Here is a 24,321-nt window from a genome sequence, read left to right as displayed (position 1 = left end):
GCCCGCTCCCACGGGGTAAATGGGTGTATGCAAAATCGGCCAGCGACTGAAATTACTGTGGGAGCGAGCTTGCTCGCGATAGCGGTGGGTCAGCCGACACCGATGCTGGCTGTAATGACGCCATCGCGAGCAAGCTCGCTCCCACAGGGTTGGTAGGTGTGCGCAACATCTGCGAGCAACCGAAATCACTGTTGGAGCGAGCTTGCTCGCGATGGCGGTGGGTCAGCCGATATCAATGTTGAATGTGCTGGCCTCATCGCGGGCAAGCTCGCTCCCACAGGTAAATGTGGTGGTTTCAGAAATGGATGTCCTTGGCCGGTATCACATCGATCCGCGCCACGGAACCGGTCAGGTGCGCCAGGTCCTTGTTGTGCTCGGCGATGATGTCTTCGGCGGTCAGGTTGCCGTTGTCGACGGTGGAATGCGCATCGCCCGCCAGCACCACGTCGTAGCCCAGTTTCAGGGCCTGACGCACGGTGGCGTTGACGCAGTAATCGGTCTGCAGGCCGCAGATGACCAGGCGCTCGAAGTCCTCCTTCGGCAACAGTTTTTGCAGGTTGGTCTGGTAGAACGAATCCCCGGTGGTCTTGCGCACGCGGTGGTCCTTGGGCGAGGTTTCCAGCCCTTCGGCCAGTTGCCAGCCGGCAGCGCCATGTGCCAGCGGACTGCCCGCTTCTTCGTGCTGGATCAGCACCACGGGCACTCCCGCCTTGCGCGCCCGGGCAGACAGGTCATTGATGGTGTTGATGACCCGTCCAATCTCGAAGCACTCGTACTCACCGGAACACAAAGCCTGTTGGACGTCGATGATTAACAGTGCAGTGGTCATGATTTCCTTCCTTGTGATGTCGATGGATCAGGGGACGAACATAAGCCCGTCCCCCTCCGGACACAAGCCTCAATAACCCAGCGACAACCCGGTGTTACGCCGTGGGTCGTTCGCCCCGTAGAAACGGTTCTTGCCTACCGGCTTGCCACCCAGGGATGGCGCGCCGACCAGGATCGCCGCCAGGTGGTTGGCATCCTGGGGACCGGCGAACTTGTGGCCCCAGCTTTCGAGGATTTTCACCGTGTCCGGGCTAGTGGTGAAGGCTTCCAGGTTGGTTTCCTCCGGCAGCCACTGCTGGTGGAACCGCGGTGCATCCACCGCTTCCTGGATGTTCATGCCGTAGTCGATCACGTTGAGCATGGTCAGCAAGGTCGCGGTGATGATCCGGCTGCCACCCGGCGTACCGACCACCATCACCACTTTGCCGTCCTTGGTGACGATGGTCGGGCTCATGGACGACAACGGCGCCTTGCCGGGGGCGATGGCATTGGCCTCGCCCTGCACCAGGCCGTACATGTTCGGCACGCCGATTTTCGAGGTGAAGTCGTCCATTTCATCGTTGAGGATGACCCCGGTCTTGCTCGCCATCACGCCGGCACCGAACCAGTCGTTGAGGGTGTAGGTCACCGACACCGCGTTGCCCCACTTGTCGACGATGGAGTAATGGGTGGTGTTGTTGCCTTCATGGGGCGCTACGCCGGGCTTGAGTTCGCTGGAAACCGCGGCTTTTTGTGGTTTGATCGCTTCGCGCAGCTTGGTCGCGTAGTTTTTATCCAGCAGATGGGCAATCGGGTTCTTCACGAAATCCGGGTCACCCAGGTAGCTGTTACGGTCCACATAGGCGTGGCGCATCGCTTCGATCTGATAGTGCATGCCCTGGGCCGAGTGGTAGCCCAGATCCTTCATCGGATAACCTTCGAGGATGTTCATGATCTCGCAGATCACTACGCCGCCGGAGCTCGGTGGCGGTGCCGAGACCACGTGGTAGCCACGGTAGTCGCACTCGATGGGCGCCAGTTCGCGGGTCTTGTATTTGTCGAGGTCGGCCTGGGTGATGATGCCCTTGTTGGCCTGGCTGGAGGTGACGATGGCGTCGGCCACCCAACCCTTATAGAAACCGTCGGCGCCTTTCTCGGAGATCTCCCGCAGGGTCTTGCTCAGGTCCTTTTGCACCAGTTTCTGGCCGACCTGCATCGGCTCGCCTTTGCTCAAGAAGATCGAGCCGGAATCCTTCATGTCCTTCTTGAACATGTCGGTGGCGTAGTCCAGCAGATCGACGTCGCCCTGCTCCAGTTCAAAACCGTCTTCAGCCAACTTGATGGCCGGGGCGATGATTTCCTTGCGCGGTTTGGTACCGTATTTGGACAGCGCCAGTTCCATGCCCGAAACGGTGCCCGGCACGCCCACGGCCAGGTGGCCACGGGTACTCAAATCGGGAACGACGTTGCCCTCCTTGTCCAGGTACATGTTGGCGGTAGCGGCCAGCGGGGCTTTTTCACGGAAGTCGAGGAAAGTCTTGCGCCCGTCCGCCAGTTGAATGGTCATGAAACCGCCGCCGCCGAGGTTGCCTGCCGCGGGGTACACAACCGCCAGCGCATAGCCGACCGCGACCGCCGCATCCACGGCGTTGCCGCCGTTCTTGAGCACATCCACGCCCACATGGCTAGCCAGGTGCTGGGCCGTGACCACCATGCCGTTTTCCCCGGTAGCCGGGGCCACGGAGGCGGCATGGGCGGTCAGGCAGCTGAGCGCCAACGAGGTCGCAATCAGCGATTTGGCAAAAGGTTCGTACTTCATGAGTCGGTCTCTTCTTGTTATTTCGTAGGAAAACGCTTCAAAAGCCGTAGCCAAGTATGGTCGGGATTACGGTTTGCGCCTCCCCGTCGAGACAGTATCCTTAACGCCTGTTCAGCAATTTCCCGCGAGCCCTGGCATGACCTATACCTGCACCACCGTGGCGTCACCTGTGGGCCAGTTGAAGCTGGTCGCGAACGGTTCGCGACTGGCGGCCATCCTCTGGGAAAACGACAAACCCGGCCGGGTTCGCCTGGGGCCGATGAGCGAAGCGCCGGACAACCCGATCCTGGTTCACACGGCTGCGCAGTTGCGCGAATATTTTTCCGGCACCCGCGATCGCTTCGAACTGGAACTGGATTTTGCCGGTACGGAATTTCAGAAGAAGGTCTGGGCGGCGCTGCTGACCATCCCGTTCGGCGAGACCCGCAGCTACAGCCAGATCGCCGAGCAGATTGGCAACCCGGCGGCGGTCAGGGCGGTGGGGGCGGCGAATGGCAAGAACCCGATTTCGATCGTGGCGCCGTGTCACCGGGTGATTGGTGCGTCGGGCAAGCTCACCGGGTTTGCCGGTGGGCTTGAGGCGAAGGCGTTGTTGCTGACGCTGGAGGGTGGGCAGTGGCCCGGCACGGCACGCCTGCCAGGCTTTTGATCTTTTGATCTTTTGATCTTTTGATCTTTTGATCTTGTAGGAGCTGCCGCAGGCTGCGATCTTTTGACTGTGCTTTTCAAAAGCAAGATCAAAAGATCGCGGCCTGCGGCAGCTCCTACGGGAGATTGCGTTTAATTGAAAAGGGGTTTCATCGCCGCATACTGCAACAGCATGATGGTCTTGGCGTCGCAGATCTCGCCGCGGTAAAACGCTTCGAGCGCATCCTCGAACGCCCACTCCAGCACCTCCAGTTCCTCGGTTTCCGCCTCCAGTCCACCACCGTCGCTGACTTTCGACTTCGCATCGTACTCGGCAATGAAAAAGTGCAGCTTTTCCGTCACCGAACCCGGGCTCATGTACGCCTCGAACACCTTCTGCACATGGTGCACGCGGTAACCCGTCTCTTCCTCGGCTTCATCGCGGATGCGGTCTTCAGGCGCCGCGCCTTCCAGCAGCCCCGCCGCCACTTCGATCAACAGGCCATCGTGGCCATTGACGAACACCGGCAAGCGAAATTGCCGGGTCAGTACCACGGTTCTCTTTTCGCGGTTGTACAACAGAATCGCCGCACCATTGCCACGGTCGTAGACCTCTCGCGTCTGGCGTTGCCACTCGCCGTTGTTGCGTTGGTAATCAAAGGTGATTTTCCTGAGCAGGTACCAGTCGTGGGACAACACCTGAGACTCAAGGATGTTGACCCGCTCGGCTGTGTTCGACATGACAACGCGTCCTGTTATTTGTCTGAGGGTCCACATGTTAAGTGAAAACGGACAGCATTTGCCCCCTCAAGCAAGCGCCGCCTTGGCGACGGTTCAACTTTTCCGGGGATGGAACAATCGCTGCAACCGGGATAGGCTGCGGCTTCAATGCCATATGGATATAGCCATGAACCTGCGTATCGAACTGTCGCAAAACCCCACGGAAGAACAACGCCAGGCCATCCTCAAACCGCTGCGCGCCTACAACGGCTCGAAGGCCGAAGGTAACGTGCCTGAGCACATCGCCTTGCTGGTGCGCGACGACAACGACGAAATCCTCGGCGGCCTGCATGGCCGATTGTTTTACCAGTGGCTGTACGTCGACTTGCTGGTGGTGCCGGAACAGGCCCGGGGACAGGGCCTGGGTTCGAAACTGATGCAGATGGCCGAGGACCTGGCGCGGGAACGACGCTGCGTCGGGCTGTGGCTCGACACCTTTGAATTCCAGGCGCCGGAGTTCTACAAGAAATGCGGCTACAGCGAGATCGGACACATTGCCGACTACCCGCCGGGGCACAAGCACTTTTTCTTCCAGAAGCGCCTGAGCTACTGACACACACAAATCCCTGTGGGAGCGAGCTTGCTCGCGATGGCGTCAGGTCAGTCGGCATCAATGTTGAAGACAATCCGCTATCGCGAGCAAGCTCGCTCCCACAGGGGACTTGCGTTAGCCTTCAAATCACAGGCAAGTCGCCAGCGCCGCCAGCCGGCGCTTGGCCACGAAATCATCGTGCTGTGCGTAGTAGCTCAACACCGTGCCCGAGGCATCGGTGGTCACGTCGACGAAGGACTCCGCCGAACGGGTGTAAACGGTCGTGCCGCCCTTCTCCCCTGGTTGCAAATAGGCAGCGGCATCGACGCCGAACACGGCCTCGTCCTGCCAGGAAAACTGCACGCACTGGGCGACGTCTTTTGCCGGTTTTTCCGAGTTCAGGGTCTTGTACGGGGCCTTGGTGCGGGCGTCGTTCATCGCCGAGCCGGCGCATCCCGCCAGCAACGTCGCGGCCAGCGCCACCATCAGAATTCGCATTGCATTCACTCATCAGGAAAAAGCGGACTTTATCACCCCGGCAGCCCGTATCGTTCTGCTTTACTGCATTTATACCGCGACAGCGCGCAACGATTCGCGCACCCTGTCGCGCCAATAACGCCGCATCGCACCCCTGACTGGAAATCTGATGACACCTAATGCCGAGTTCTACAAACCGAGCACTGAATATGCCGACAAGCTGATCAGCCAGATCGGCCAGACGCCTTCCTGGATAGCCAAGCGAATCGGCGTCACCGACAAGCGGATTCGCTACATCCTCGACGGCGAAAGAACCGTCAAAGGCGAAACCACGCCGATCCAGATGACCTACACCGAACAGTTTGCCCTCGAATGCCTGGCGGCAGCGGCCAAGGCCAGCAAGAAGCAGTCTTCGTAATCCCCACTCAAGGAGCAACCATGGCGGCAACCGAACTGCAGCATGAGCAAGCACTCAAGAAGTTTCTCGAGGCGCGCCCCGAGTTGCGCGAAGAACTCGACCACCTCAACCCGCTGTTGGCTCAGGCCAAGGGTGAAACGGCGGCTCAGTATCGCGAGGAACGGCTGCACGAAGCGTTTGAAGCTGAAGCAGAACGCCAGAAGTTGTTCGCTTGGGAACTGACGTTGCAGTTAACCACCGCCACACCCCAGGATTACGAAGCGCAGCGCCTGGAAGTGCACCGGGAAGTGGCGGAAATGGCCGGCATGGACTGGCTGGAATATTGCGAGTTGAATGGGATAAAACCCTAAGCACTGTTCAGGGATACCATCGCCGATGCTGCCCAACACCGCCAGGACCCACGCCAGCCCCGGTCACTTGCACACGCAGAAATGGCGCGGGCGCATAGGCCTGAGCCTGGTGGCCATGCTCTCGGTGCTCGCCGGCATGACCGACGCCATCGGCTTCATGGCCAGCGGCGACTTCGTCTCGTTCATGAGCGGCAATACCACCCGGATGGCTGTCGCCATCAGTACTGGCGACCTTGGGTTGACCCTGCGCCTGGTGATCCTCGTCGCCACCTTCATCGTCGGCAACGCGCTGGGCATTATCGTCAGCCGGCTAGGCAGACGCCGGGCCCTGCCCTTGTTGCTGAGCATTGCCACGTTGTTATGCGCCGCCGCGGCCTGGCCTTTCGACGCGCAACTGCCCGCACTGCTGGCAGCGATCATCGCCATGGGAATGCTCAACGCCGCGGTGGAAGAAGTGAACGGCCTGCCGGTGGGCCTGACTTACGTCACCGGCGCCCTGTCGCGTTTCGGCCGCGGGCTGGGCCGCTGGATGCTCGGTGAGCGTCGTAATGGCTGGCGCGTGCAACTGATCCCCTGGACCGGCATGTTCGCCGAAAATATCTCTGCCTGCGGCAGCTCCTACAGAGGGCTTGCGTGTATATGGCAGGCTACCTTCGCGGCAAAGCCCTTCGCCGCCCCGCCGATAAAGCTTTATCATGGCCGCAGTTTCGCTGATCGAGTCCGTCATGAAATTCGCCATCGCCGTGTTTTCCGCCGCCCATGCGCCCTCCTCGCGCCGCGCCTTGCTGTTCGCCCAAGCGGCGCTGGCCGGCGGGCATGAGATTGTCCGGCTGTTTTTCTATCAGGACGGCGTCTACAACGCGTCCGCCAGTGTGGTCACGCCCCAGGATGAACTGGACTTGCCCAGCCAATGGCGGGTATTCGTCAGCGACCATCAACTCGATGGTGTGGTGTGCATCGCCGCCGCGCTGCGTCGTGGCGTGTTGAACGATGAAGAAGCCAGGCGCTATCAGCGCGAGGCTGTTGCCGTCGGTGCGCCGTGGGAATTGTCGGGCCTCGGCCAATTGCATGACGCCGCGCAGGATGCCGACCGCCTGATCTGTTTCGGAGGCGCATGACATGGCCAAATCCTTGTTGATCATCAGCCGCCAGTCGCCATGGTCCGGCCCTGGCGCGCGCGAAGCGCTGGATATCGTGCTGGCCGGGGGCGCCTTCGACCTGCCGATCGGCCTGTTGTTTCTCGATGACGGCGTGTTCCAGCTCGTCGCCAGTCAGGACGCCAAGGCCTTGCAACTGAAAGACCTGAGCGCCAATCTGCAAGCCCTGCCGATGTTCGGTGTCGAGGAACTGTTCGCCTGCGGCGACAGCATCACCCAGCGCGGCCTGGACCCCAGCGGCCTGTCGCTGGAAGAAGCCCAAGTGTTGGCCGCCCCTGAAATCACCGCCCTCATTGACCGTTACGACCAGGTGATCACCCTCTGATGTCGACTTTGCATGTGTTGTCTCATTCCCCGTTCGGCGACGAACGCCTGACCAGTTGCCTGCGCGTAATCGGCGCCAACGACGGGTTGCTGTTGTCCGGTGATGCCGCCTATGCGTTGCAGCCAGGCACCGCGCCCTTCACGGTGCTCAGCGCACGCGGCCTGAAGCTGTTCGTCCTGGCTGAAGATGCCCAGGCCCGTGCGCTTGCGGTTCCAGAATGGGCCAAGGCCATCGATTACCCGGCCTTCGTCGAACTGTCGATTCACTACGACAAGGTCAACAGTTGGCTATGAATGCATTGACGGTCGGCGCCCGCGCCATCGAGCTGGACAAGGATGGTTTCCTGGTCGAACTGAGTGACTGGTCCGCCGACGTGGCCAGTGCCCTGGCGGCTGCCGAAGACATCGAGTTGACGCCCGAACACTGGGAAGTCCTCGAGCTGCTGCGCAGTTTCTACGCCGAATTCCAGCTGTCACCGGCCACCCGTCCGCTGATCAAGTACACCGCCCTGAAACTCGGCCCGGAAAAAGGCAACAGCCTGCACCTGAACCGACTGTTCAAAGGCACTCCCGCCAAACTCGCCGCGAAACTGGCGGGCCTGCCCAAACCGACGAATTGCTTATGACTGATTACCCAGCACTGACCCTCGAAACACCTGCCGAGCATCCGTTCGCCCAATTCGTGCGGATCCTTGGCAAAGGCAAACGCGGCGCCCGTGACCTGACCCGGGTCGAGGCCCGCGAGGCCATGGGCATGGTGCTCGATGAAAAGATCGAGGAAACCCAACTCGGCGCATTCCTGATGCTGTTGCGGCACAAGGAAGAAAGCTTCGAGGAGATGGCAGGCTTCACCGAAGCCTTGCGCGAACGCCTGAATCCTCCGGCACTGGCGGTGGATCTGGACTGGCCGACCTACGCCGGCAAGAAGCGGCACTTGCCGTGGTATCTGTTGGCAGCCAAGTGCCTGGCACAAAACGGCGTGCGGATTTTCATGCACGGCGGCGGTGCCCACACGGCCGGTCGGCTGTACAGCGAGCAACTGCTGGGCGAATTGAACATCCCGCTGTGCCGCAACTGGCAGCAAGTCGGCTCGGCACTGGACAACGGCGGCCTGGCGTTCATGCCTTTGATGGACTGGGCGCCACAGTTGCAACGGATGATCGACCTGCGCAACACCCTGGGCCTGCGCTCGCCGATCCACTCCCTGGCGCGGATTCTCAATCCGCTGGGCGCCCGTTGCGGTCTGCAAAGCATTTTCCACCCGGGTTATCAGGCGGTGCATCGCGATGCCAGCGGCCTGCTGGGTGACACCGCCATCGTGATCAAGGGCGATGGCGGCGAAATCGAGATCAACCCGGACGCCGACAGTCACCTGTACGGTACCACCGGCGGCGTTAGCTGGGACGAGGAATGGCCGCAGTTGTCGGCGCAACGTCACGTCAAACCTGCTTCGCTTGAACCTGAACATTTGAAAGCAGTCTGGCGTGGCGATGTGGTCGACAGCTACCCGCAAATGGCCCTGATCTCGACCATGGCCCTGGCCCTGCGTGGCCTCGGACAGACCCGCGGCCAGGCCTTCGAAACCGCTGAAAAATACTGGGCTGCGCGGGACAAATCAATTTAATCGATCATTCGCGCCCGATCTTTGCGCTTTTTGTTCGAACTCATCGGAATAGACTCAACTCCATCGATTATGGGTTTCGGGAGTCTCGAACATGGGTTTGTTAGTTGATGGCCGCTGGCAGGACAAATGGTACGAAAGCAGCAAGGACGGCGCGTTCCAGCGTGAACAGGCGCAGCGACGCAACTGGTTGACCGCTGACGGCAAGCCCGGACCGACCGGCGTCGGCGGCTTTGCGGCCGAGCCCGGACGCTATCACCTGTACGTGTCCCTGGCCTGTCCGTGGGCCCATCGCACGCTGATCCTGCGCAAACTCAAAGGCCTCGAAAACCTGATCGACGTTTCGGTGGTCAGTTGGTTGATGCTGGAAAACGGCTGGACCTTCGACCAGCACTTGGGTTCGACCGGCGACAAGCTCGATCGCTTCGACTTCATGCACCAGCGCTACACCGCCGACACCGCCGACTACACCGGCCGCGTCACCGTACCGGTGCTGTGGGACAAACAACAGAATCGCATCGTCAACAATGAATCATCGGAAATCATCCGCATGTTCAATGGCGCCTTCGACGATCTGACCGGTAACGACCTGGACTTCTACCCGGCGCCGCTGCGCGGAGAGATCGATGCGCTGAACGAGCGGATTTATCCGGCGGTGAACAATGGCGTGTACCGCGCCGGGTTTGCCACCTCGCAACAGGCTTATGAAGAAGCCTTCGATGAGGTGTTTGCCGAGCTGGATCGGCTGGAGCTGCTGCTGGGTGCCAACCGTTACCTGGCTGGCGAATACCTGACCGAAGCGGACATCCGCCTGTTCACCACGCTGATTCGCTTCGATGCGGTGTACTACGGGCACTTCAAGTGCAACCTGCGGCGGATTGCCGATTATCCGAACCTGTCGAACTGGCTGCGGGAAATTTACCAGTGGCCGGGGATTGCCGAGACGGTGGACTTCACCCATATCAAGAACCACTACTACGCCAGCCACCGCACCATCAACCCGACGGGTGTGGTGCCGAAAGGGCCGGCACAGGACTTCACCGCGGCCCATGATCGGGAGCGGTTTAGCGGGAAAGGGGTTTGGCGCAGAGCTTGAGAATTGTGTAGGTTTTGATGGCCCCATCGCGAGCAAGCTCGCTCCCACAATTGATTTGTGTCGTTCACAAATCCCCTGTGGGAGCGAGCTTGCTCGCGATGGGGGCGACTCGGTCTTCAGACCTGTCCCTGAGCCCCTTCAAACCACGCCAGTTTCTCGCGCAGTTGCACCACTTCACCCACGATCACCAATGTCGGCGCATGTACTTCATGCTCCGCCACCAGTCGTGGCAGGTCTGCCAGGGTGCCGGTAAACACCCGCTGGTTGACCGTGGTGCCCTGCTGGATCAACGCTGCCGGGGTATCGGCACCGCGACCATGCTTGATCAACTGCTCGCAGATGATCGGCAAGCCCACCAGGCCCATGTAGAACACCAGGGTTTGCGCCGGCGCGACCAGATCGGCCCATGGCAAATCGCTGGAGCCGTCCTTGAGGTGGCCGGTGATGAATCGCACCGACTGCGCATAATCGCGGTGAGTCAGCGGAATCCCGGCATAAGCCGCGCAACCACTGGCCGCCGTGATCCCCGGCACGACCTGGAACGGGATGCCTTGGGCCGCCAGTTCTTCGATCTCTTCACCACCACGACCGAAGATGAACGGATCGCCGCCCTTCAATCGCACCACACGCTTGCCTTGCTTGGCCAGGTCCACCAATTGCTGGTTGATCTGATCCTGCGGCACCGCGTGATCGGCTCGGCGCTTGCCGACGTAAACCCGTTCGGCGTCGCGACGGCACAGTTCGAGAATTGCCGGTGCCACCAAACGGTCGTACAGCACCACATCGGCTTGCTGCATCAGACGCAATGCCTTGAACGTCAGCAGGTCGGGGTCACCTGGCCCTGCGCCCACCAGATAGACCTCACCGGTCGCCACTGGCGCTTCGCCATCGATTTTCGCCTGGAGCAACCGCTCGGCTTCACCGCCCTGCCCGGCCAGTTGCCGATCGGCAATCGGCCCCTGGAAAACATCTTCCCAGAACGCCCGACGCTGCTGCACATCCGGAAACAGGCCTTTGACCTGATGACGGAATCGCGCCGCCAAACCGGCCAGGTGACCGTAGGTGGAAGGAATCCAGGTTTCGATCTTGGCGCGGATCAAACGTGCCAGCACCGGCGCATCGCCGCCGCTGGACACTGCAATGATCAACGGAGAACGGTCGACGATCGCCGGGAAGATCACGCTGCACAGGGCTGGCGCGTCCACCACGTTGACCGGCACGCAACGCCGATGGGCATCGGCGGAAACTTGTGCGTTCAGCGTTTCGTCGTCGGTGGCGGCAATGATCAGCCCGCAACCGTCCAGGTCCGTTTCGGCGTAGCCACGTAGCAGGCACTCGCCACCGCTGCCGGCAACCAGCTCGCGCAGTTGTGCTTCGATTTCAGGTGCAACCACCCGCAGCAGCGCACCGGCATCGGCCAGCAGGCGGGATTTGCGCAAGGCAATCTCCCCCCCGCCGACGACCAACACACGACTGCCGCGAAGGTTGTGAAACAGCGGCAGATAGTTCATTTAGCCGATAACCTCGAGGCCACCCATGTACGGCTTGAGGACTTCAGGCACACGGATCGAACCGTCGGCCTGCTGATAGTTCTCGAGCACCGCCACCAGGGTACGGCCGACAGCAAGACCGGAGCCGTTCAGGGTGTGCACCAGTTCCGGCTTGCCGGTTTCCGGGTTGCGGAAACGCGCTTGCATGCGACGGGCCTGGAAGTCGCCGCAGTTGGAGCACGACGAGATTTCGCGGTATTTGTCCTGGCTCGGGATCCACACTTCCAGGTCGTAGGTCTTGACCGCGCTGAAGCCCATGTCGCCGGTGCACAACGCCAGGGTGCGGTAAGGCAGTTCCAGCAGTTGCAGGACTTTCTCGGCGTTGGCGGTCAGGCCTTCCAGCGCTTCCATCGACTGCGACGGCTCGACGATCTGCACCATTTCAACCTTGTCGAACTGGTGCTGGCGGATCATGCCGCGGGTATCACGACCCGACGCGCCGGCTTCACTGCGAAAGCACGGGGTGTGGGCAACGAACTTGATCGGCAGCAGTTTCGAATCGACGATTTCGCCGGCGACGATGTTTGTCAGCGACACTTCGGCGGTCGGGATCAGGTACAGGTCTGCTTCGCCTTCGCGCGCAATCTTGAACAAGTCTTCTTCGAACTTCGGCAACTGACCGGTGCCTTGCAGTGCCGGAGCCTGGACCAGATAAGGCGTGTAGGCCTCTTCGTAGCCGTGCTCGGTGACGTGCAGGTTGATCATGAACTGCGCCAGGGCGCGGTGCAGACGGGCAATAGGGCCGCGCAGCAGGGCGAAACGGGCGCCGGACAGTTTGGCAGCGGTTTCGAAGTCCAGCCAGCCGAACTTCTCGCCCAGGGCCACGTGGTCCTGAACCGGGAAATCGAAGGCCGTCGGGGTTCCCCAGCGGCGCACTTCGACGTTGCCGTCTTCGTCTTCGCCGACCGGTACCGATTCGTGCGGCAGGTTGGGGATGCCCAGCAGGATCGAGTCCAGCTCGGTCTGGATCGCGTCCAGTTCGACTTTACCGGCACTCAATTCGCCCGCCATGCGCTCGACGTCCGCCATCAGCGGCGCGATGTCTTCGCCGCGCTGCTTGGCCTGACCGATGGATTTGGAGCGCGCGTTACGTTCAGCCTGCAGTGCTTCGGTGCGGGTCTGGACGGTCTTGCGCTGTTCTTCCAGCGCTTCGATGCGCGCAACATCCAGGGCATAGCCACGGGAAGCCAGGCGGTCCGCTACGTCCTGAAGGTTGCTACGTAACAGTTTGGAATCGAGCATGTCGGTTTCTCGTTTATCAAAGTTTGGTCAAGGACAGGCCGGCCCAGGTGGCAAGCAGCCCGCCGAATACGCTGAGCACCGCATAGCCCAGGGCCAGCGGCACTTGCCCGCTTTCCAGCAGGCGCACCGTATCCAGTGAAAAGGATGAAAAAGTCGTCAGCCCCCCGAGGAAGCCAACGATCAACCCGGCGCGAATCTCAAAAGGCACCTCCGGGCGTATCAAAAACAGACCGTATAGAACACCGATCAGCAAACAGCCCACGATATTAACGGCCAGCGTCGCGGTATAGAAGTGCCGTGGCCAATTCGCGTTGATCCAGTTGCCCGTGGCGAAGCGCAACAGAGTGCCGGCCATCCCGCCGACGGAAACCGCAACGATCACAGGAAGCACTATTTTCTCCGCTGCCGGGGGCTTGAACGGTCGAGTTTCGCCAGGTGATTGAGCTTTTCGCCGATCTTCAGTTCCAGGCCACGGGGCACAGGCTGATAGAACGGGATCGGGTCGAGTTCTTCCGGGAAATAGTCTTCTCCGGCGGCGTAGGCGTCCGGCTCATCGTGGGCATAGCGGTATTCATCGCCGTAGCCCAATTGCTTCATAAGCTTGGTCGGCGCGTTGCGCAGGTGCAGCGGGACTTCCAGCGAGCCGTGTTCGGCGGCGGCGCGCAATGCAGTCTTGAAGCCCATGTACACCGCGTTGCTTTTCGGTGCGCAGGCCAGATACGTGATGGCCTGGGCCACGGCCAGTTCGCCTTCGGGGCTGCCGAGGCGCTCCTGCACTTCCCACGCCGCCAGGCACAGGCTCAAGGCACGCGGGTCGGCATTGCCGATGTCTTCGCTGGCCATGCGCACCACGCGCCGGGCCAGGTACAAGGGGTCGCAACCGCCGTCGATCATCCGCGCGAACCAGTACAGCGCGCCGTCGGGGTTGGAACCGCGCACCGATTTATGCAGCGCGGAGATCTGGTCGTAGAACGCTTCGCCACCCTTGTCGAACCGCCGGCGGGTATCGCCGAGCAGGCTTTGCAGCAGGTCGACACCCATTTCGCTGTTGTCTTCGGCGAGGTCCGAGGCGTTTTCCAGCAAGTTGAGCAAACGCCGGCCATCCCCATCGGCGGCCGACAGCAGCATCTGGAACCCTTCATCGCTGAGGGTCAAGTTGCGTTTGCCCAGGCCACGCTCTTCGGTCAATGCGCGGTGCACCAGCTTGCGCAGGGCCGCTTCGTCGAGGCTTTTGAGCACGTAGACGCGGGCCCGGGACAGCAAGGCGTTGTTGAGTTCGAACGAGGGGTTTTCCGTGGTCGCGCCGATAAAAATCAGCGTGCCGTCCTCGACATAGGGCAGGAACGCGTCCTGCTGCGACTTGTTGAAGCGATGCACTTCATCGACGAACAGGATGGTGCGCTTGCCGTATTGCCCGGCCTGCTGCTTGGCGATTTCCACCGCCTGACGGATCTCCTTGACCCCGGCCAGCACCGCCGAGACCGTTTCGAAGTGCGCATCCGAAACTTCCGCGAGTAACCGCGCCAGCGTGGTTTTGCCCACCCCCGGCGGCCCCCAGAAAATCATCGAATGCAGGGCACCCTGCTCCAGCGCTTCGCGCAAGGGCTTGCCGCGAGCGAGCACGTGTTCCTGACCGACGTACTCGTCCAGATTGGCCGCGCGTAAACGGGCGGCCAAGGGCTGGGCGATCGGGGTGCTGCGAAACAGGTCCATGACTATCTCTGAAACCTCAATTGAACACCGCCCCCCTGTGGGAGCGAGCCTGCTCGCGATGGACGTCAACGATAACGCTGGCAGCCTGACACCCAGCGGTGTCCTGGCGTTCATCGCGAGCAGGCTCGCTCCTACAAGGGTTTTGCGTGTTATTCCTGGATCACGTCCGCCCCTTTCGGGATGTCGAATTTGAACTTGGACGCTGGCACTGCTTCGTTGGCCTTCACCCCGGTGAACAGGATGTTGGTGCGTTGGCCGACGCTGTCGATCAGTTGCATGTCGTTGAGCAGACCGTTGCGGAACGACAGACGCAGGTTGTCGAACAGAGTGTCCTTGGTTTTCGGCTTCAAGGTGAAGTCGATCACGCCACCCGCCTCTTTCGCGGTGATGTCGAAACTCTGGCTGATCTTCGACACGTCACCGGACAACAGCAGAGCCGGGGTCTGGGTCAGACGCTCGTCCAGCTTCTTGATCGTCGCCTGCTCCAGATCCGGATCCCAAAGAGTGACTTTCTTGCCGTCGGATACCATGGTCTGCTCGGCCGGCGCATTAGTGTGCCAGTAGAACAGGCCCGGGCGCTGCAGCGTCATGTCGCCGGTGGTTTCCTGCAACTGGGTGCCGCTGCCGTCGAGGGTCAACTGCGAAAAGTTGGCCGTCAGCGTCTTGGATTTTTCCAGCAATTGGGTCAGGCGCGCCACGTCCTTGTCATCGGCGTTAGCCTGGAGCGTGGTCAAAGCCAGTACCGGCAGCAACAACATGCGGATCAGACGCATGGGAGTCCTCATAACATTCGTGGGAGTGCGGGCGACGCCAATGGGCGCCACCCCTTTCATGCTCGGGTCAGTCGCGCACCGGGCCCGGGGCCAGGACTTCACGCGAACCGTTGGTGTTCATGGACGTCACGACCCCGGCCATTTCCATGGCTTCGATCATGCGCGCGGCGCGGTTGTAGCCGATCTTCAGCTTGCGCTGAACCGCGGAAATGGAGGCACGACGGCTTTCCAGCACGAACTGCACGGCTTCGTCGTACAGCGCGTCGGCCTCAGGATCGTCACCGTCGCCGCCACCACTGCTGCCTTCGAAGCCGCTACCCGCCTCTTCGACGCCATTGAGAATGTCGTCGTTGTATTCCGGCGCGCCACGCAGTTTCCAGGCTTCCACCACGCGGTGAACCTCATCGTCGGACACGAAAGCACCGTGAACACGAATCGGCAGGCTGGTGCCCGGCGGCATGTAGAGCATGTCACCGTGACCAAGCAGTTGTTCGGCACCGCCCTGGTCGATGATGGTCCGCGAATCGATCTTGCTCGATACCTGGAACGCCATACGGGTCGGGATGTTGGCCTTGATCAGACCGGTGATCACGTCTACCGACGGACGCTGGGTCGCAAGAATCAGGTGGATACCGGCCGCCCGCGCCTTCTGGGCGATACGGGCGATCAGTTCTTCAACCTTTTTGCCGACGATCATCATCATGTCGGCGAATTCGTCGACCACCACCACGATGGTCGGCAGCTTTTGCAGGAGCGGCGCTTCGTCGTGAATGCTTTCGCGCTTGTACAGCGGATCGCTCAACGGCTCGCCGGCGTCCTGGGCTTCCTTGACCTTGGCGTTGAAGCCAGACAGGTTTCGCACGCCCATCTTGGCCATCAGCTTGTAGCGTCGCTCCATCTCGGCAACGCTCCAGCGCAGGGCGTTGGCGGCGTCCTTCATGTCGGTGACCACCGGGCACAGCAGGTGCGGAATGCCTTCATAGATCGACAGTTCCAACATTTTCGGGTCGATCATGATCAGCTTGGCGTCTTCCGGGCCGGATTTGAACAGGATCGACAGGATCATCGCGTTCACACCCACCGACTTACCGGAACCGGTGGTACCGGCCACCAGCAGGTGCGGCATTTTCGCAAGGTCGGTGATGACCGGCTTGCCGCCGATGTCGTGACCCAGGGCCAGGGTGACCGGGGATTTGAAGTTATCGTACTCGGGGGTCGACAACACCTCGGAGAAACGCACGATCTGCCGGTCTTCGTTGGGAATCTCGATACCGACCGTGGTCTTGCCCGGAATCACTTCCACCACGCGCACGCTGGTCACGGCCAGGGAACGGGCCAGGTCTTTGGCCAGGTTGGAGATGCGGCTGACCTTGACCCCGGCGGCCGGCTGGATTTCGTAACGGGTAATCACCGGGCCCGGGTGAATCGAATCCACCGTGACTTCAACGCCGAATTCCTTGAGCTTGATTTCCAGCAGGTGGCCGACCGCCGCCAGGGATTCAGGCGAGTAATTGAGCTGTTTCTTTTCCGCGGGATCGAGAATCGAGATTGGTGGCAAGGTGCCTTCCACGGCGCTGTCGACGAACAACGGCGTCTGCTTCTCTTTCTCGACGCGCTTGCTCGGTGCGGCGGGCTTTGGCGGCGCGGGCGCAATCACCGGCGGCACCTGTTTCTCGCGCTCGGACATGTGCTTGCTCAGGGCTTGCTCACGCTCGATCAGCCGCTCCTTGACCTTCGCCTGCTCGCGCTTGTCGGTGACGGTCGGCGCGACCACTTCATCTATACGGTCGTCGACTTCACGCAACTGGGCAACCAGTCGTTTGCGCTCGGTACGGGCCGCCCACCAGCGATTGGCCGCACCCTGGAACAGTTCGAACAGGTCGAGGGTAATCTTGCCAGTGATGTCCATCACCTTGAACCACGACAGATCGGTAAACACAGTCAGGCCGAACAGGAACAACGCAATGAACAACAGTGTGCTGCCCTGGATATTCAAGGCGTTCCTGGCCAGGTCGCCAAGGCTTTCGCCCAGCGCACCGCCCGCACCGGCCGGCAGACCGGTCGCGGCATGGAAATGGATATGGGCCAGAGCGGCGCCCGACAGCACCAGGAACACCAGGCCGATCAGGCGCCAGGAGAACAGCCAACCGCTCCACTGCCACGGTTCGTGACGCTGGCGGAAGATCTGGTACGCCTTGACGGCCAACAGCAACGGGAAGATGTAGGCGAAGTAACCCAGCACCATGAACAGGATATCGGCGCTGTAGGAGCCCGCTGGCCCGCCGAAGTTCTGCACGTCGTCGATCTTGCTGTTATGACTCCAGCCCGGATCATCCTTGCCATAGGTCAACAAGGCCATCATCAGGAACAGGCACAAGGCACCGATGGCGATCAGCGCACCTTCCTTGAGTCGGTAGTGCAAGTGCTGACGCCAGAGCGGAACGACGGCTGGTTTAGGTGCTGCGGTGGATTTCTTCAAAACGCTTCTTTTCCTGCGCCAATGGCGCGTCCATCTGGTGAATGTCTATAAAAACTGCCGAAAAACTACCCAATCCAGGCAGGTAAAAAAGTTAACACGCGTAACCGGGACTACTTTTAACACTGCGCCCCGGTTTTTATAAACACGGCGCGCACTGAATATATGTAACACGCAGGGCATTGTACGGGTTTGTACGCACGACGCCATGCTTGAGACCCTTGGGTGTAGCATAGTCAACAGCACATGACATGCTGTTCAATTTGAGCATGCATTCTCTTTGGTGACAAAGGCTTATGAGGTGTTTTTATGAGCGAAGCGAAGCATTCACGCCTGATTATCCTGGGCTCCGGCCCTGCGGGTTACAGCGCGGCCGTTTATGCCGCCCGCGCCAACCTCAAGCCCGTTGTCATTACCGGCATACAGGCAGGTGGCCAGCTCACCACCACCGTCGAAGTGGATAACTGGCCAGGCGACGTCGAAGGCCTGACCGGACCAGTCCTGATGGACCGCATGCAAAAACACGCCGAACGCTTTGCCACCGAGATCGTTTACGACCACATCCACACCGCCAAGTTGCAACAACGGCCGTTCGAATTGATCGGCGATGGCGGCACCTACACCTGCGACGCCTTGATCATTGCCACCGGCGCCTCCGCGCAATACCTGGGCCTGCCGTCGGAGGAAACGTTTGCCGGCAAAGGGGTATCAGCGTGTGCGACCTGTGACGGATTTTTCTATCGCAATCAGGTGGTTGCGGTGGTCGGCGGCGGTAATACGGCGGTCGAGGAAGCCTTGTACCTGTCGAACATCGCCAAGGAAGTGCACCTGGTGCATCGGCGCGACAAGCTGCGCTCGGAGAAGATCCTCCAGGACAAACTCTTCGAAAAAGCCGCCAACGGCAATATCCGCCTGCACTGGAACCAGAACCTGGACGAAGTGCTCGGCGATGCCCGCGGCGTGACCGGCGCCCGCCTGCGGGACAGCCAAACGGGTGAAACCAAAGAGCTGCCGCTGGCCGGGGTGTTTATCGCCATCGGCCATAAACCCAATACCGACCTGTTTACGGGCCAACTGGAAATGCGCGACGGGTATCTACTGGTCAAGGGTGGCAGCGAAGGCGATGCCACAGCTACGGCGATTGCCGGGGTTTTTGCCGCCGGTGACGTGGCCGACCACGTTTATCGCCAGGCCGTTACGTCTGCCGGGGCCGGTTGCATGGCGGCACTGGACGCCGAAAAATACCTCGACGACATTCCAACCGTTTGAAGGCAAACTTTATGGCGGGCCAAAACCCGCCACTGCCCTCCCCTTCTGTAAGTCCGGATGCCATGCTGACCTGGTTACAACGCAATACCTTGCATTTCCCACCGCTGGAAAAGGCCATGCGCGACCCCAACGGGCTTCTGGCTGCAGGTGGTGATCTGTCCGCCGATCGGCTGATCTCGGCTTATCGCCACGGCTGCTTCCCTTGGTTTTCCGAAGGCCAGCCGATCCTCTGGTGGTCTCCGGACCCGCGCACGGTTCTGTTTCCCGACGAATTGCACGTCTCGCGCAGCCTGAACAAACTGCTGCGTCAGCAACGCTATCAAGTGACCTTCGATCAGGACTTCGCCGCCGTCATCCGCGCCTGTGCCGCCCCCCGGGATTACGCCGATGGCACCTGGATCACCGAGGCCATGCAGGACGCTTATATCGAGTTGCACAGGCGTGGACACGCGCACTCGGTGGAAGTATGGGACGGGGACGAACTGGTTGGCGGGCTGTATGGCCTGGCAATGGGCCAGTTGTTTTTCGGCGAGTCCATGTTCAGCCTCGCTGACAACGCGTCGAAATTCGGCTTTGCCACGCTGGTCCGGCATCTGAAGGACTCGGGCTTTGTACTGATCGATTGCCAGATGCCCACCGACCACCTGCATAGCCTGGGCGCCCGGGCGATTGCGCGTCGCGAGTTTGCCGATTATCTGGCCAGGCACCTTGACCAACCCAACCATGCCACCTGGGTTTGCTGAGCGACTTTTGCGCGCGTGGCTTACACTTATTCAAAAGCATTATCCCGAGGGTTGATCATGACCGAGTTGGCGCGTTTGAAGTTCTATGCCACTCAGCCGCACTCTTGCAGTTATCTGCCCGATGAGCAGGCCACAACCCTGTTCCTCGACCCTAGTCAGCCCATGGATGTGCATGTCTATGCAGACCTGTCGGAGATGGGTTTTCGTCGCAGTGGCGATCATCTCTATCGGCCGCATTGCCAGAATTGCAATGCGTGCGTTCCGGCGCGTATTCCCGTGGGACAGTTCACGCCCAACCGGCAACAGAAACGCATCTTCAAGCGCAACGCGGATTTGCAGGTGCGTCCCGCCAAGCCCGGCTTCAACGAAGAGTACTTCGACCTTTACCAGCGCTATATCGAACAGCGTCACGCCGATGGCGACATGTACCCGCCAAGTCGCGACCAGTTTTCGACTTTCCTGGTGCGGGACCTGCCGTTTTCACGCTTTTATGAGTTTCGCCTGAACGGCCGGCTGCTGGCCGTCGCGGTCACCGATCTACTGCCGAACGGTCTTTCGGCGGTCTACACCTTCTACGAGCCCGCCGAAGAGCGTCGCAGCCTTGGGCGCTACGCAATCCTCTGGCAAATCGCCGAGGCCAGCCGGCTGAGGCTGGAGGCGGTCTACCTCGGCTACTGGATCAAAAACTGCAAAAAGATGAACTACAAGACTCAATATCGCCCCATTGAGTTGCTGATTAATCAGCGCTGGGTGGTTCTAAACTAGAGCCAGCCCTAAACCCCTTGGCTTAAACCCCACTTTTCGGGCACAATGCACGCCGCTTTTGCCTGGCGCAGTTGCACCGGGCCATTCATTGGACACCGAGGGCTTTACTGCATGTCGAAAGAAGACAGCTTCGAAATGGAAGGCACTGTCGTCGACACCCTGCCCAACACCATGTTTCGTGTGGAGTTGGAAAATGGGCACGTCGTAACCGCGCACATCTCCGGCAAGATGCGCAAGAACTACATCCGTATTCTTACCGGCGACAAAGTGCGCGTCGAGCTGACGCCCTATGACTTGAGCAAAGGGCGCATCACTTACCGCGCTCGCTAATCAGGTCAATACAAGACGCCCGGCTTATGCCGGGCGTTTTTGTTTGTGGGCGATTTAGCAACCACAACACAGAACCCTGTGGGAGCGAGCTTGCTCGCGATGGCGTCAGCTGATCCAACGTTGATGCAAGCTTATGCACCGCTATCGCGAGCAAGCTCGCTCCCACAGGGAACCGTGGTGATTTCGACAGATAGCAAAAAGGCGCCTTTCAGCGCCTTTTGGCTTTGCTTCCAAACGTCAGGCCATCTCGGCTGTGGTCTCGAACTCGAAGGTCAGCTCGCCGTCCTTGATGTCGATGTGCACCACACCGCCATGTTCGGCCAGTTCGCCAAAGAGAATCTCCTCCGCCAGCGGACGCTTGATCTTGTCCTGGATCAGGCGCGCCATTGGGCGAGCACCCATCGCCGCGTCGTAACCACTTTCGGCCAGCCAGCTGCGGGCCGCATCAGTGACTTCCAACAACACACGCTTGTCTTCCAGTTGCGCCTGAAGCTCGGTAAGGAACTTGTCCACCACGCTCTTGATGACCTCATGGCTGAGGCGACCAAACTGGATGATGGTATCCAGACGGTTGCGGAATTCCGGCGTGAAGCTCTTCTTGATCACTTCCATCGCATCGGACGAGTGATCCTGATAGGTGAAACCGATCGAAGCGCGGGCTGCGGTCTCGGCACCGGCGTTGGTCGTCATGATGACGATCACGTTACGGAAATCCGCCTTGCGCCCGTTGTTATCGGTCAACGTACCGTGATCCATCACCTGCAGCAGCAGGTTGAAGACTTCCGGATGCGCCTTCTCGATCTCATCGAGCAACAGCACGCAGTGTGGCTGCTTGGTGATGGCTTCGGTGAGCAGGCCGCCCTGATCGAACCCGACATAACCCGGAGGCGCACCGATCAGACGCGATACGGTGTGGCGCTCCATGTACTCGGACATGTCGAAGCGAATCAACTCGACACCCAAGGCCTTGGCCAACTGACGCGCCGCTTCGGTTTTACCGACACCGGTAGGCCCTGCGAACAGGAACGAACCGACAGGCTTGTCAGGGGATTTGAGGCCGGCACGGGACAGCTTGATCGCGGTTGCCAGCGAATCGATCGCGGCATCCTGACCGAACACGGTCAACTTCAGGTCACGCTCAAGGTTACGCAGCAACTCTTTATCGGAGCTGGTGACGTGTTTTGGCGGAATCCGCGCAATCTTCGCAACGATGTCCTCGACCTGAGGCACTTCGATGCGTTTAACGCGCATTTCCACCGGTTGCAGACGCTGATAGGCACCCGCCTCATCAATGACATCAATGGCCTTGTCCGGCATGTGACGATCATTGATGTAACGCGAGGCCAGTTCGGCAGCCGCGCGCAGGGCTTCATCACTGTATTCGATATTGTGATGGCTTTCGAAACGCCCCTTCAGGCCGCGCAGAATGCCAATGGTGTCTTCCACCGAAGGCTCCGACACATCGACCTTCTGGAAGCGCCGAGCCAAGGCACGGTCCTTCTCGAAGATCCCGCGGAACTCCTGGAACGTTGTGGAACCGATGCAGCGGATATCACCGGACGACAGCAGTGGCTTGAGCAGGTTCGAGGCATCCATGACACCACCGGACGCGGCACCCGCACCAATGATGGTGTGGATCTCGTCGATGAACAGGATCGCCTGCGGACGTTTTTTCAGCTCATTGAGCAACGCCTTGAAGCGCTTCTCGAAATCGCCACGGTACTTGGTACCGGCCAGCAAGGCACCCAGGTCAAGGGAGTAAACCACGCTGTTGGCCAGCAGGTCCGGCACCTGGTTGTCGACAATGCGCTTGGCCAGGCCTTCGGCAATCGCGGTTTTACCCACGCCCGCCTCGCCCACCAGCAGCGGATTGTTTTTGCGACGACGCGCAAGGATCTGCGCGACACGCTCGACTTCCAGCTCACGACCTACCAACGGATCGATACGACCCTGGCGCGCCAGTTCGTTGAGGTTGCTGGCATAAGCATCCAGGGGATTACCCGAGGAAGAAGACTCACCGCCCTCGTCGTCCTGCATATCTTGCTCACCTTCAGAGTGATCGCCATGCCCCGGCACCTTGGAAATGCCGTGGGCGATGTAGTTGACGACATCTATACGGGCGACGCTCTGCTGTTTCAGCAGGAACACCGCCTGACTCTCTTGCTCACTGAAGATCGCGACCAGCACGTTGGCACCAGTCACTTCGCGTTTGCCCGAGCTCTGTACGTGAAACACAGCACGTTGCAGGACACGCTGGAAGCCCAGGGTTGGCTGGGTTTCGCGATCCTCGTCATGCACGGGGATCAATGGCGTGGTGGAGTCGATGAACTCCTGCAGGTCATGCTTGAGTTTGTCGAGGTTTGCACCGCACGCACGCAAAACGGTGGCGGCAGCCTCATTGTCCAATAGGGCCAGCAAGAGGTGTTCGACGGTCATGAACTCATGACGCTTCGAACGGGCCTCCTTGAAGGCAAGATTGAGGGTGACTTCGAGCTCGCGGTTTAACATAGCTTCACCTCATACCCAAGTGGTCGGCGATTAACCGTCCTTCTCGATTTCACAGAGTAGCGGATGCTGGCTTTCCCTGGCGTACTGGTTGACCTGCATGGCCTTGGTCTCGGCGATGTCGCGGGTAAACACTCCACATACTGCCCGCCCTTCTGTATGGACGGCCAGCATGACCTTGGTCGCCAGCTCGCGATTCAGGTTAAAAAACACCTCGAGCACTTCGACGACGAAATCCATCGGTGTGTAGTCATCGTTGAACAAAACCACCTTGTACATCGGCGGCGCCTGTAGTGCAGGCTTTGCCTCCTGAACAGCAATGCCTGTGGAATCGTCGTCGTGTAAATCAGGGCGATCCTGATTGAATGTTAGTCGAATCTGGCTGATTGCATGCATGGAAAGAAAGGTTCGTCAGTTGTTCAAATACATTGGTGGGGGCGGCTATCAGCGTTTTCAACTCCGACTGCCCGGTCAGCTTGACTATCGGCAAAACGGTGTTACAACCAATAGAGCCCACAGTGGGTAAAAAAGGTCCGCGGAGTCAATCTTATTTACAGATTCGACTGCGGATGTACTGGATGATACTCCAGTGATGGAGTCTGTTGCAGAGGGAGTTGGGTATGTCAGTTGGCAAGGTGAAATGGTTCAACAATGCCAAGGGATTCGGTTTCATTAACACCGATGCCAAAGAAGGCCGTGATGAGGACGGCAAGGAAATCGATTTCTTTGCTCACTATTCGGCCATCGCGATGGACGGCTACAAAACCCTCAAGGCCGGACAAATCGTCAGCTTCGAGATCGTTCAGGGCCCCAAAGGCTTGCATGCATTGAATATCACGTCTGCCACGCTCCCGAGCGAACAGACCGCGCCCGCCACCCGGCACGAAACGGTGTCGAGCTGACGCAACCCGTCATCCAGTCATAAAAAAACCGCCTGACTCAAATAC

Annotated in this window: 27 protein-coding genes and 1 pseudogene; 16 read left to right on the top strand and 12 right to left on the bottom strand. The window is 60.0% G+C overall.

The window, feature by feature from the left end; all coding sequences use genetic code 11:
* Positions 1–295: 295 nt before the first annotated feature.
* Both AC1DKH_RS21455 and ggt read right to left on the bottom strand, forming a co-directional pair.
* Entirely contained in the window at positions 296–829 is a 534-nt protein-coding gene (locus AC1DKH_RS21455; RefSeq protein ID WP_477764564.1) for a cysteine hydrolase family protein, read from the bottom strand.
* Positions 830–898: 69 nt separating this feature from the next.
* On the bottom strand, positions 899–2,626 hold the full coding sequence (gene ggt / locus AC1DKH_RS21450; protein WP_477754224.1) for a gamma-glutamyltransferase: 1,728 nt from the start codon (positions 2,624–2,626) through the stop codon (positions 899–901).
* Positions 2,627–2,762: 136 nt separating this feature from the next.
* Between ggt and AC1DKH_RS21445 the strand changes: the two genes are divergently transcribed.
* Positions 2,763–3,275, top strand: a complete 513-nt coding sequence (locus AC1DKH_RS21445) for a methylated-DNA--[protein]-cysteine S-methyltransferase (RefSeq protein ID WP_477764565.1) — start codon at positions 2,763–2,765, stop codon at positions 3,273–3,275.
* A 131-nt stretch (positions 3,276–3,406) separates the two neighbouring features.
* On the opposite strand, the gene AC1DKH_RS21440 is transcribed toward AC1DKH_RS21445, so the two are convergent.
* On the bottom strand, positions 3,407–3,994 hold the full coding sequence (locus AC1DKH_RS21440) for an NUDIX domain-containing protein (protein WP_477756589.1): 588 nt from the start codon (positions 3,992–3,994) through the stop codon (positions 3,407–3,409).
* 166 nt (positions 3,995–4,160) lie between these two features.
* Between AC1DKH_RS21440 and AC1DKH_RS21435 the strand changes: the two genes are divergently transcribed.
* Positions 4,161–4,586 (top strand): GNAT family N-acetyltransferase, encoded by a 426-nt coding sequence (locus AC1DKH_RS21435; protein WP_477799212.1) that lies wholly within the window; start codon positions 4,161–4,163, stop codon positions 4,584–4,586.
* A gap of 126 nt (positions 4,587–4,712) precedes the next feature.
* On the opposite strand, the gene AC1DKH_RS21430 is transcribed toward AC1DKH_RS21435, so the two are convergent.
* Entirely contained in the window at positions 4,713–5,063 is a 351-nt protein-coding gene (locus tag AC1DKH_RS21430; protein ID WP_477799211.1) for a hypothetical protein, read from the bottom strand.
* A gap of 148 nt (positions 5,064–5,211) precedes the next feature.
* On the opposite strand from AC1DKH_RS21430, the gene AC1DKH_RS21425 reads away from it, so the two are divergent.
* The 9 genes and pseudogenes from AC1DKH_RS21425 to AC1DKH_RS21385 all read left to right on the top strand — a co-directional run bounded on the left by AC1DKH_RS21425 (position 5,212) and on the right by AC1DKH_RS21385 (position 10,008).
* Positions 5,212–5,460, top strand: a complete 249-nt coding sequence (locus AC1DKH_RS21425; protein ID WP_008015571.1) for a hypothetical protein — start codon at positions 5,212–5,214, stop codon at positions 5,458–5,460.
* A 20-nt stretch (positions 5,461–5,480) separates the two neighbouring features.
* A complete protein-coding gene (locus tag AC1DKH_RS21420; RefSeq protein WP_477756587.1) occupies positions 5,481–5,810 on the top strand; it encodes a DUF6388 family protein in 330 nt (109 codons plus the stop codon).
* A gap of 25 nt (positions 5,811–5,835) precedes the next feature.
* Positions 5,836–6,402 (top strand): annotated as a pseudogene (locus AC1DKH_RS21415) (YoaK family protein); the annotation flags it as partial.
* Positions 6,403–6,535: 133 nt separating this feature from the next.
* Positions 6,536–6,928, top strand: a complete 393-nt coding sequence (gene tusD / locus AC1DKH_RS21410; RefSeq protein ID WP_477799210.1) for a sulfurtransferase complex subunit TusD — start codon at positions 6,536–6,538, stop codon at positions 6,926–6,928.
* 1 nt (position 6,929) lies between these two features.
* Positions 6,930–7,292 (top strand): sulfurtransferase complex subunit TusC, encoded by a 363-nt coding sequence (tusC, locus tag AC1DKH_RS21405; RefSeq protein ID WP_477755018.1) that lies wholly within the window; start codon positions 6,930–6,932, stop codon positions 7,290–7,292.
* Positions 7,292–7,585, top strand: a complete 294-nt coding sequence (tusB, locus tag AC1DKH_RS21400; RefSeq protein ID WP_477755019.1) for a sulfurtransferase complex subunit TusB — start codon at positions 7,292–7,294, stop codon at positions 7,583–7,585. Before tusC ends, tusB begins: the two co-directional genes overlap by 1 nt.
* A complete protein-coding gene (locus AC1DKH_RS21395; RefSeq protein ID WP_046037873.1) occupies positions 7,582–7,917 on the top strand; it encodes a TusE/DsrC/DsvC family sulfur relay protein in 336 nt (111 codons plus the stop codon). Before tusB ends, AC1DKH_RS21395 begins: the two co-directional genes overlap by 4 nt.
* Positions 7,914–8,915 (top strand): glycosyl transferase family protein, encoded by a 1,002-nt coding sequence (locus AC1DKH_RS21390; RefSeq protein ID WP_477799209.1) that lies wholly within the window; start codon positions 7,914–7,916, stop codon positions 8,913–8,915. The genes AC1DKH_RS21395 and AC1DKH_RS21390 overlap by 4 nt, the downstream gene beginning before the upstream one ends.
* A gap of 91 nt (positions 8,916–9,006) precedes the next feature.
* Positions 9,007–10,008 (top strand): glutathione S-transferase family protein, encoded by a 1,002-nt coding sequence (locus AC1DKH_RS21385; protein WP_477799208.1) that lies wholly within the window; start codon positions 9,007–9,009, stop codon positions 10,006–10,008.
* A gap of 116 nt (positions 10,009–10,124) precedes the next feature.
* Here the strand turns inward: AC1DKH_RS21385 and cysG are convergent, their stop codons facing one another.
* The 6 genes from cysG to AC1DKH_RS21355 all read right to left on the bottom strand — a co-directional run bounded on the left by cysG (position 10,125) and on the right by AC1DKH_RS21355 (position 17,765).
* Positions 10,125–11,519: a siroheme synthase CysG gene (gene cysG / locus AC1DKH_RS21380; protein ID WP_477799207.1), complete on the bottom strand. Its 1,395-nt coding sequence runs from the start codon at positions 11,517–11,519 to the stop codon at positions 10,125–10,127.
* On the bottom strand, positions 11,520–12,800 hold the full coding sequence (gene serS, locus AC1DKH_RS21375) for a serine--tRNA ligase (RefSeq protein WP_477799206.1): 1,281 nt from the start codon (positions 12,798–12,800) through the stop codon (positions 11,520–11,522).
* 16 nt (positions 12,801–12,816) lie between these two features.
* Positions 12,817–13,191 (bottom strand): fluoride efflux transporter CrcB, encoded by a 375-nt coding sequence (crcB, locus tag AC1DKH_RS21370; protein WP_477799205.1) that lies wholly within the window; start codon positions 13,189–13,191, stop codon positions 12,817–12,819.
* Entirely contained in the window at positions 13,191–14,513 is a 1,323-nt protein-coding gene (locus AC1DKH_RS21365; protein ID WP_477799204.1) for a replication-associated recombination protein A, read from the bottom strand. Before AC1DKH_RS21365 ends, crcB begins: the two co-directional genes overlap by 1 nt.
* 149 nt (positions 14,514–14,662) lie before the next feature.
* Complete coding sequence (lolA, locus tag AC1DKH_RS21360; RefSeq protein WP_477755027.1) at positions 14,663–15,286, bottom strand: outer membrane lipoprotein periplasmic chaperone LolA; 624 nt, start codon at positions 15,284–15,286, stop codon at positions 14,663–14,665.
* 67 nt (positions 15,287–15,353) lie between these two features.
* Positions 15,354–17,765, bottom strand: a complete 2,412-nt coding sequence (locus AC1DKH_RS21355) for a DNA translocase FtsK (protein WP_477799203.1) — start codon at positions 17,763–17,765, stop codon at positions 15,354–15,356.
* Positions 17,766–18,071: 306 nt separating this feature from the next.
* Here AC1DKH_RS21355 and trxB point away from each other — a divergent pair, with 306 nt between their 5' ends.
* The 4 genes from trxB (at position 18,072) to infA (ending at position 20,869) form a co-directional block, all read left to right on the top strand.
* A complete protein-coding gene (gene trxB, locus AC1DKH_RS21350) occupies positions 18,072–19,031 on the top strand; it encodes a thioredoxin-disulfide reductase (protein WP_477799202.1) in 960 nt (319 codons plus the stop codon).
* Between the two features lie 62 nt (positions 19,032–19,093).
* Positions 19,094–19,774: a leucyl/phenylalanyl-tRNA--protein transferase gene (gene aat, locus AC1DKH_RS21345; protein ID WP_108217862.1), complete on the top strand. Its 681-nt coding sequence runs from the start codon at positions 19,094–19,096 to the stop codon at positions 19,772–19,774.
* 57 nt (positions 19,775–19,831) lie between these two features.
* Entirely contained in the window at positions 19,832–20,539 is a 708-nt protein-coding gene (locus AC1DKH_RS21340) for an arginyltransferase (protein WP_477799201.1), read from the top strand.
* 111 nt (positions 20,540–20,650) lie between these two features.
* Positions 20,651–20,869, top strand: a complete 219-nt coding sequence (infA, locus tag AC1DKH_RS21335) for a translation initiation factor IF-1 (protein WP_002553999.1) — start codon at positions 20,651–20,653, stop codon at positions 20,867–20,869.
* Between the two features lie 237 nt (positions 20,870–21,106).
* Here the strand turns inward: infA and clpA are convergent, their stop codons facing one another.
* Both clpA and clpS read right to left on the bottom strand, forming a co-directional pair.
* Positions 21,107–23,377 carry an ATP-dependent Clp protease ATP-binding subunit ClpA gene (gene clpA, locus AC1DKH_RS21330; protein WP_477759981.1) on the bottom strand — a complete coding sequence of 757 codons (2,271 nt, stop codon included), beginning with the start codon at positions 23,375–23,377 and terminating at the stop codon, positions 21,107–21,109.
* A gap of 30 nt (positions 23,378–23,407) precedes the next feature.
* Positions 23,408–23,770 (bottom strand): ATP-dependent Clp protease adapter ClpS, encoded by a 363-nt coding sequence (gene clpS, locus AC1DKH_RS21325; protein ID WP_032829596.1) that lies wholly within the window; start codon positions 23,768–23,770, stop codon positions 23,408–23,410.
* A 224-nt stretch (positions 23,771–23,994) separates the two neighbouring features.
* Between clpS and AC1DKH_RS21320 the strand changes: the two genes are divergently transcribed.
* Positions 23,995–24,276, top strand: coding sequence for a cold shock domain-containing protein (locus AC1DKH_RS21320; RefSeq protein WP_477799200.1), 282 nt, complete (start codon positions 23,995–23,997; stop codon positions 24,274–24,276).
* Positions 24,277–24,321: the final 45 nt, after the last annotated feature.

Source organism: Pseudomonas sp. 05L36 (assembly GCF_056398125.1).
The sequence above is the reverse complement of the archived record's forward strand: the minus strand, read 5'-3'. Positions and strand labels throughout refer to the sequence as shown.

Excerpts from the sequence above, each read along its gene's own strand:
- cysG (WP_477799207.1), bottom strand. The coding sequence starts at position 11,519 with ATGAACTATCTGCCGCTGTTTCACAACCTTCGCGGCAGTCGTGTGTTG.
- AC1DKH_RS21390 (WP_477799209.1), top strand. The coding sequence starts at position 7,914 with ATGACTGATTACCCAGCACTGACCCTCGAAACACCTGCCGAGCATCCG.
- AC1DKH_RS21440 (WP_477756589.1), bottom strand. The coding sequence starts at position 3,994 with ATGTCGAACACAGCCGAGCGGGTCAACATCCTTGAGTCTCAGGTGTTG.
- serS (WP_477799206.1), bottom strand. The coding sequence starts at position 12,800 with ATGCTCGATTCCAAACTGTTACGTAGCAACCTTCAGGACGTAGCGGAC.
- ggt (WP_477754224.1), bottom strand. The coding sequence starts at position 2,626 with ATGAAGTACGAACCTTTTGCCAAATCGCTGATTGCGACCTCGTTGGCG.
- AC1DKH_RS21425 (WP_008015571.1), top strand. The coding sequence starts at position 5,212 with ATGACACCTAATGCCGAGTTCTACAAACCGAGCACTGAATATGCCGAC.
- AC1DKH_RS21340 (WP_477799201.1), top strand. The coding sequence starts at position 19,832 with ATGACCGAGTTGGCGCGTTTGAAGTTCTATGCCACTCAGCCGCACTCT.
- aat (WP_108217862.1), top strand. The coding sequence starts at position 19,094 with ATGCTGACCTGGTTACAACGCAATACCTTGCATTTCCCACCGCTGGAA.
- tusD (WP_477799210.1), top strand. The coding sequence starts at position 6,536 with ATGAAATTCGCCATCGCCGTGTTTTCCGCCGCCCATGCGCCCTCCTCG.
- AC1DKH_RS21365 (WP_477799204.1), bottom strand. The coding sequence starts at position 14,513 with ATGGACCTGTTTCGCAGCACCCCGATCGCCCAGCCCTTGGCCGCCCGT.
- AC1DKH_RS21455 (WP_477764564.1), bottom strand. The coding sequence starts at position 829 with ATGACCACTGCACTGTTAATCATCGACGTCCAACAGGCTTTGTGTTCC.
- AC1DKH_RS21445 (WP_477764565.1), top strand. The coding sequence starts at position 2,763 with ATGACCTATACCTGCACCACCGTGGCGTCACCTGTGGGCCAGTTGAAG.
- AC1DKH_RS21430 (WP_477799211.1), bottom strand. The coding sequence starts at position 5,063 with ATGCGAATTCTGATGGTGGCGCTGGCCGCGACGTTGCTGGCGGGATGC.
- AC1DKH_RS21435 (WP_477799212.1), top strand. The coding sequence starts at position 4,161 with ATGAACCTGCGTATCGAACTGTCGCAAAACCCCACGGAAGAACAACGC.
- clpS (WP_032829596.1), bottom strand. The coding sequence starts at position 23,770 with ATGCATGCAATCAGCCAGATTCGACTAACATTCAATCAGGATCGCCCT.
- tusC (WP_477755018.1), top strand. The coding sequence starts at position 6,930 with ATGGCCAAATCCTTGTTGATCATCAGCCGCCAGTCGCCATGGTCCGGC.
- lolA (WP_477755027.1), bottom strand. The coding sequence starts at position 15,286 with ATGCGTCTGATCCGCATGTTGTTGCTGCCGGTACTGGCTTTGACCACG.
- trxB (WP_477799202.1), top strand. The coding sequence starts at position 18,072 with ATGAGCGAAGCGAAGCATTCACGCCTGATTATCCTGGGCTCCGGCCCT.
- AC1DKH_RS21395 (WP_046037873.1), top strand. The coding sequence starts at position 7,582 with ATGAATGCATTGACGGTCGGCGCCCGCGCCATCGAGCTGGACAAGGAT.
- AC1DKH_RS21320 (WP_477799200.1), top strand. The coding sequence starts at position 23,995 with ATGTCAGTTGGCAAGGTGAAATGGTTCAACAATGCCAAGGGATTCGGT.
- infA (WP_002553999.1), top strand. The coding sequence starts at position 20,651 with ATGTCGAAAGAAGACAGCTTCGAAATGGAAGGCACTGTCGTCGACACC.
- tusB (WP_477755019.1), top strand. The coding sequence starts at position 7,292 with ATGTCGACTTTGCATGTGTTGTCTCATTCCCCGTTCGGCGACGAACGC.
- AC1DKH_RS21420 (WP_477756587.1), top strand. The coding sequence starts at position 5,481 with ATGGCGGCAACCGAACTGCAGCATGAGCAAGCACTCAAGAAGTTTCTC.
- clpA (WP_477759981.1), bottom strand. The coding sequence starts at position 23,377 with ATGTTAAACCGCGAGCTCGAAGTCACCCTCAATCTTGCCTTCAAGGAG.
- AC1DKH_RS21385 (WP_477799208.1), top strand. The coding sequence starts at position 9,007 with ATGGGTTTGTTAGTTGATGGCCGCTGGCAGGACAAATGGTACGAAAGC.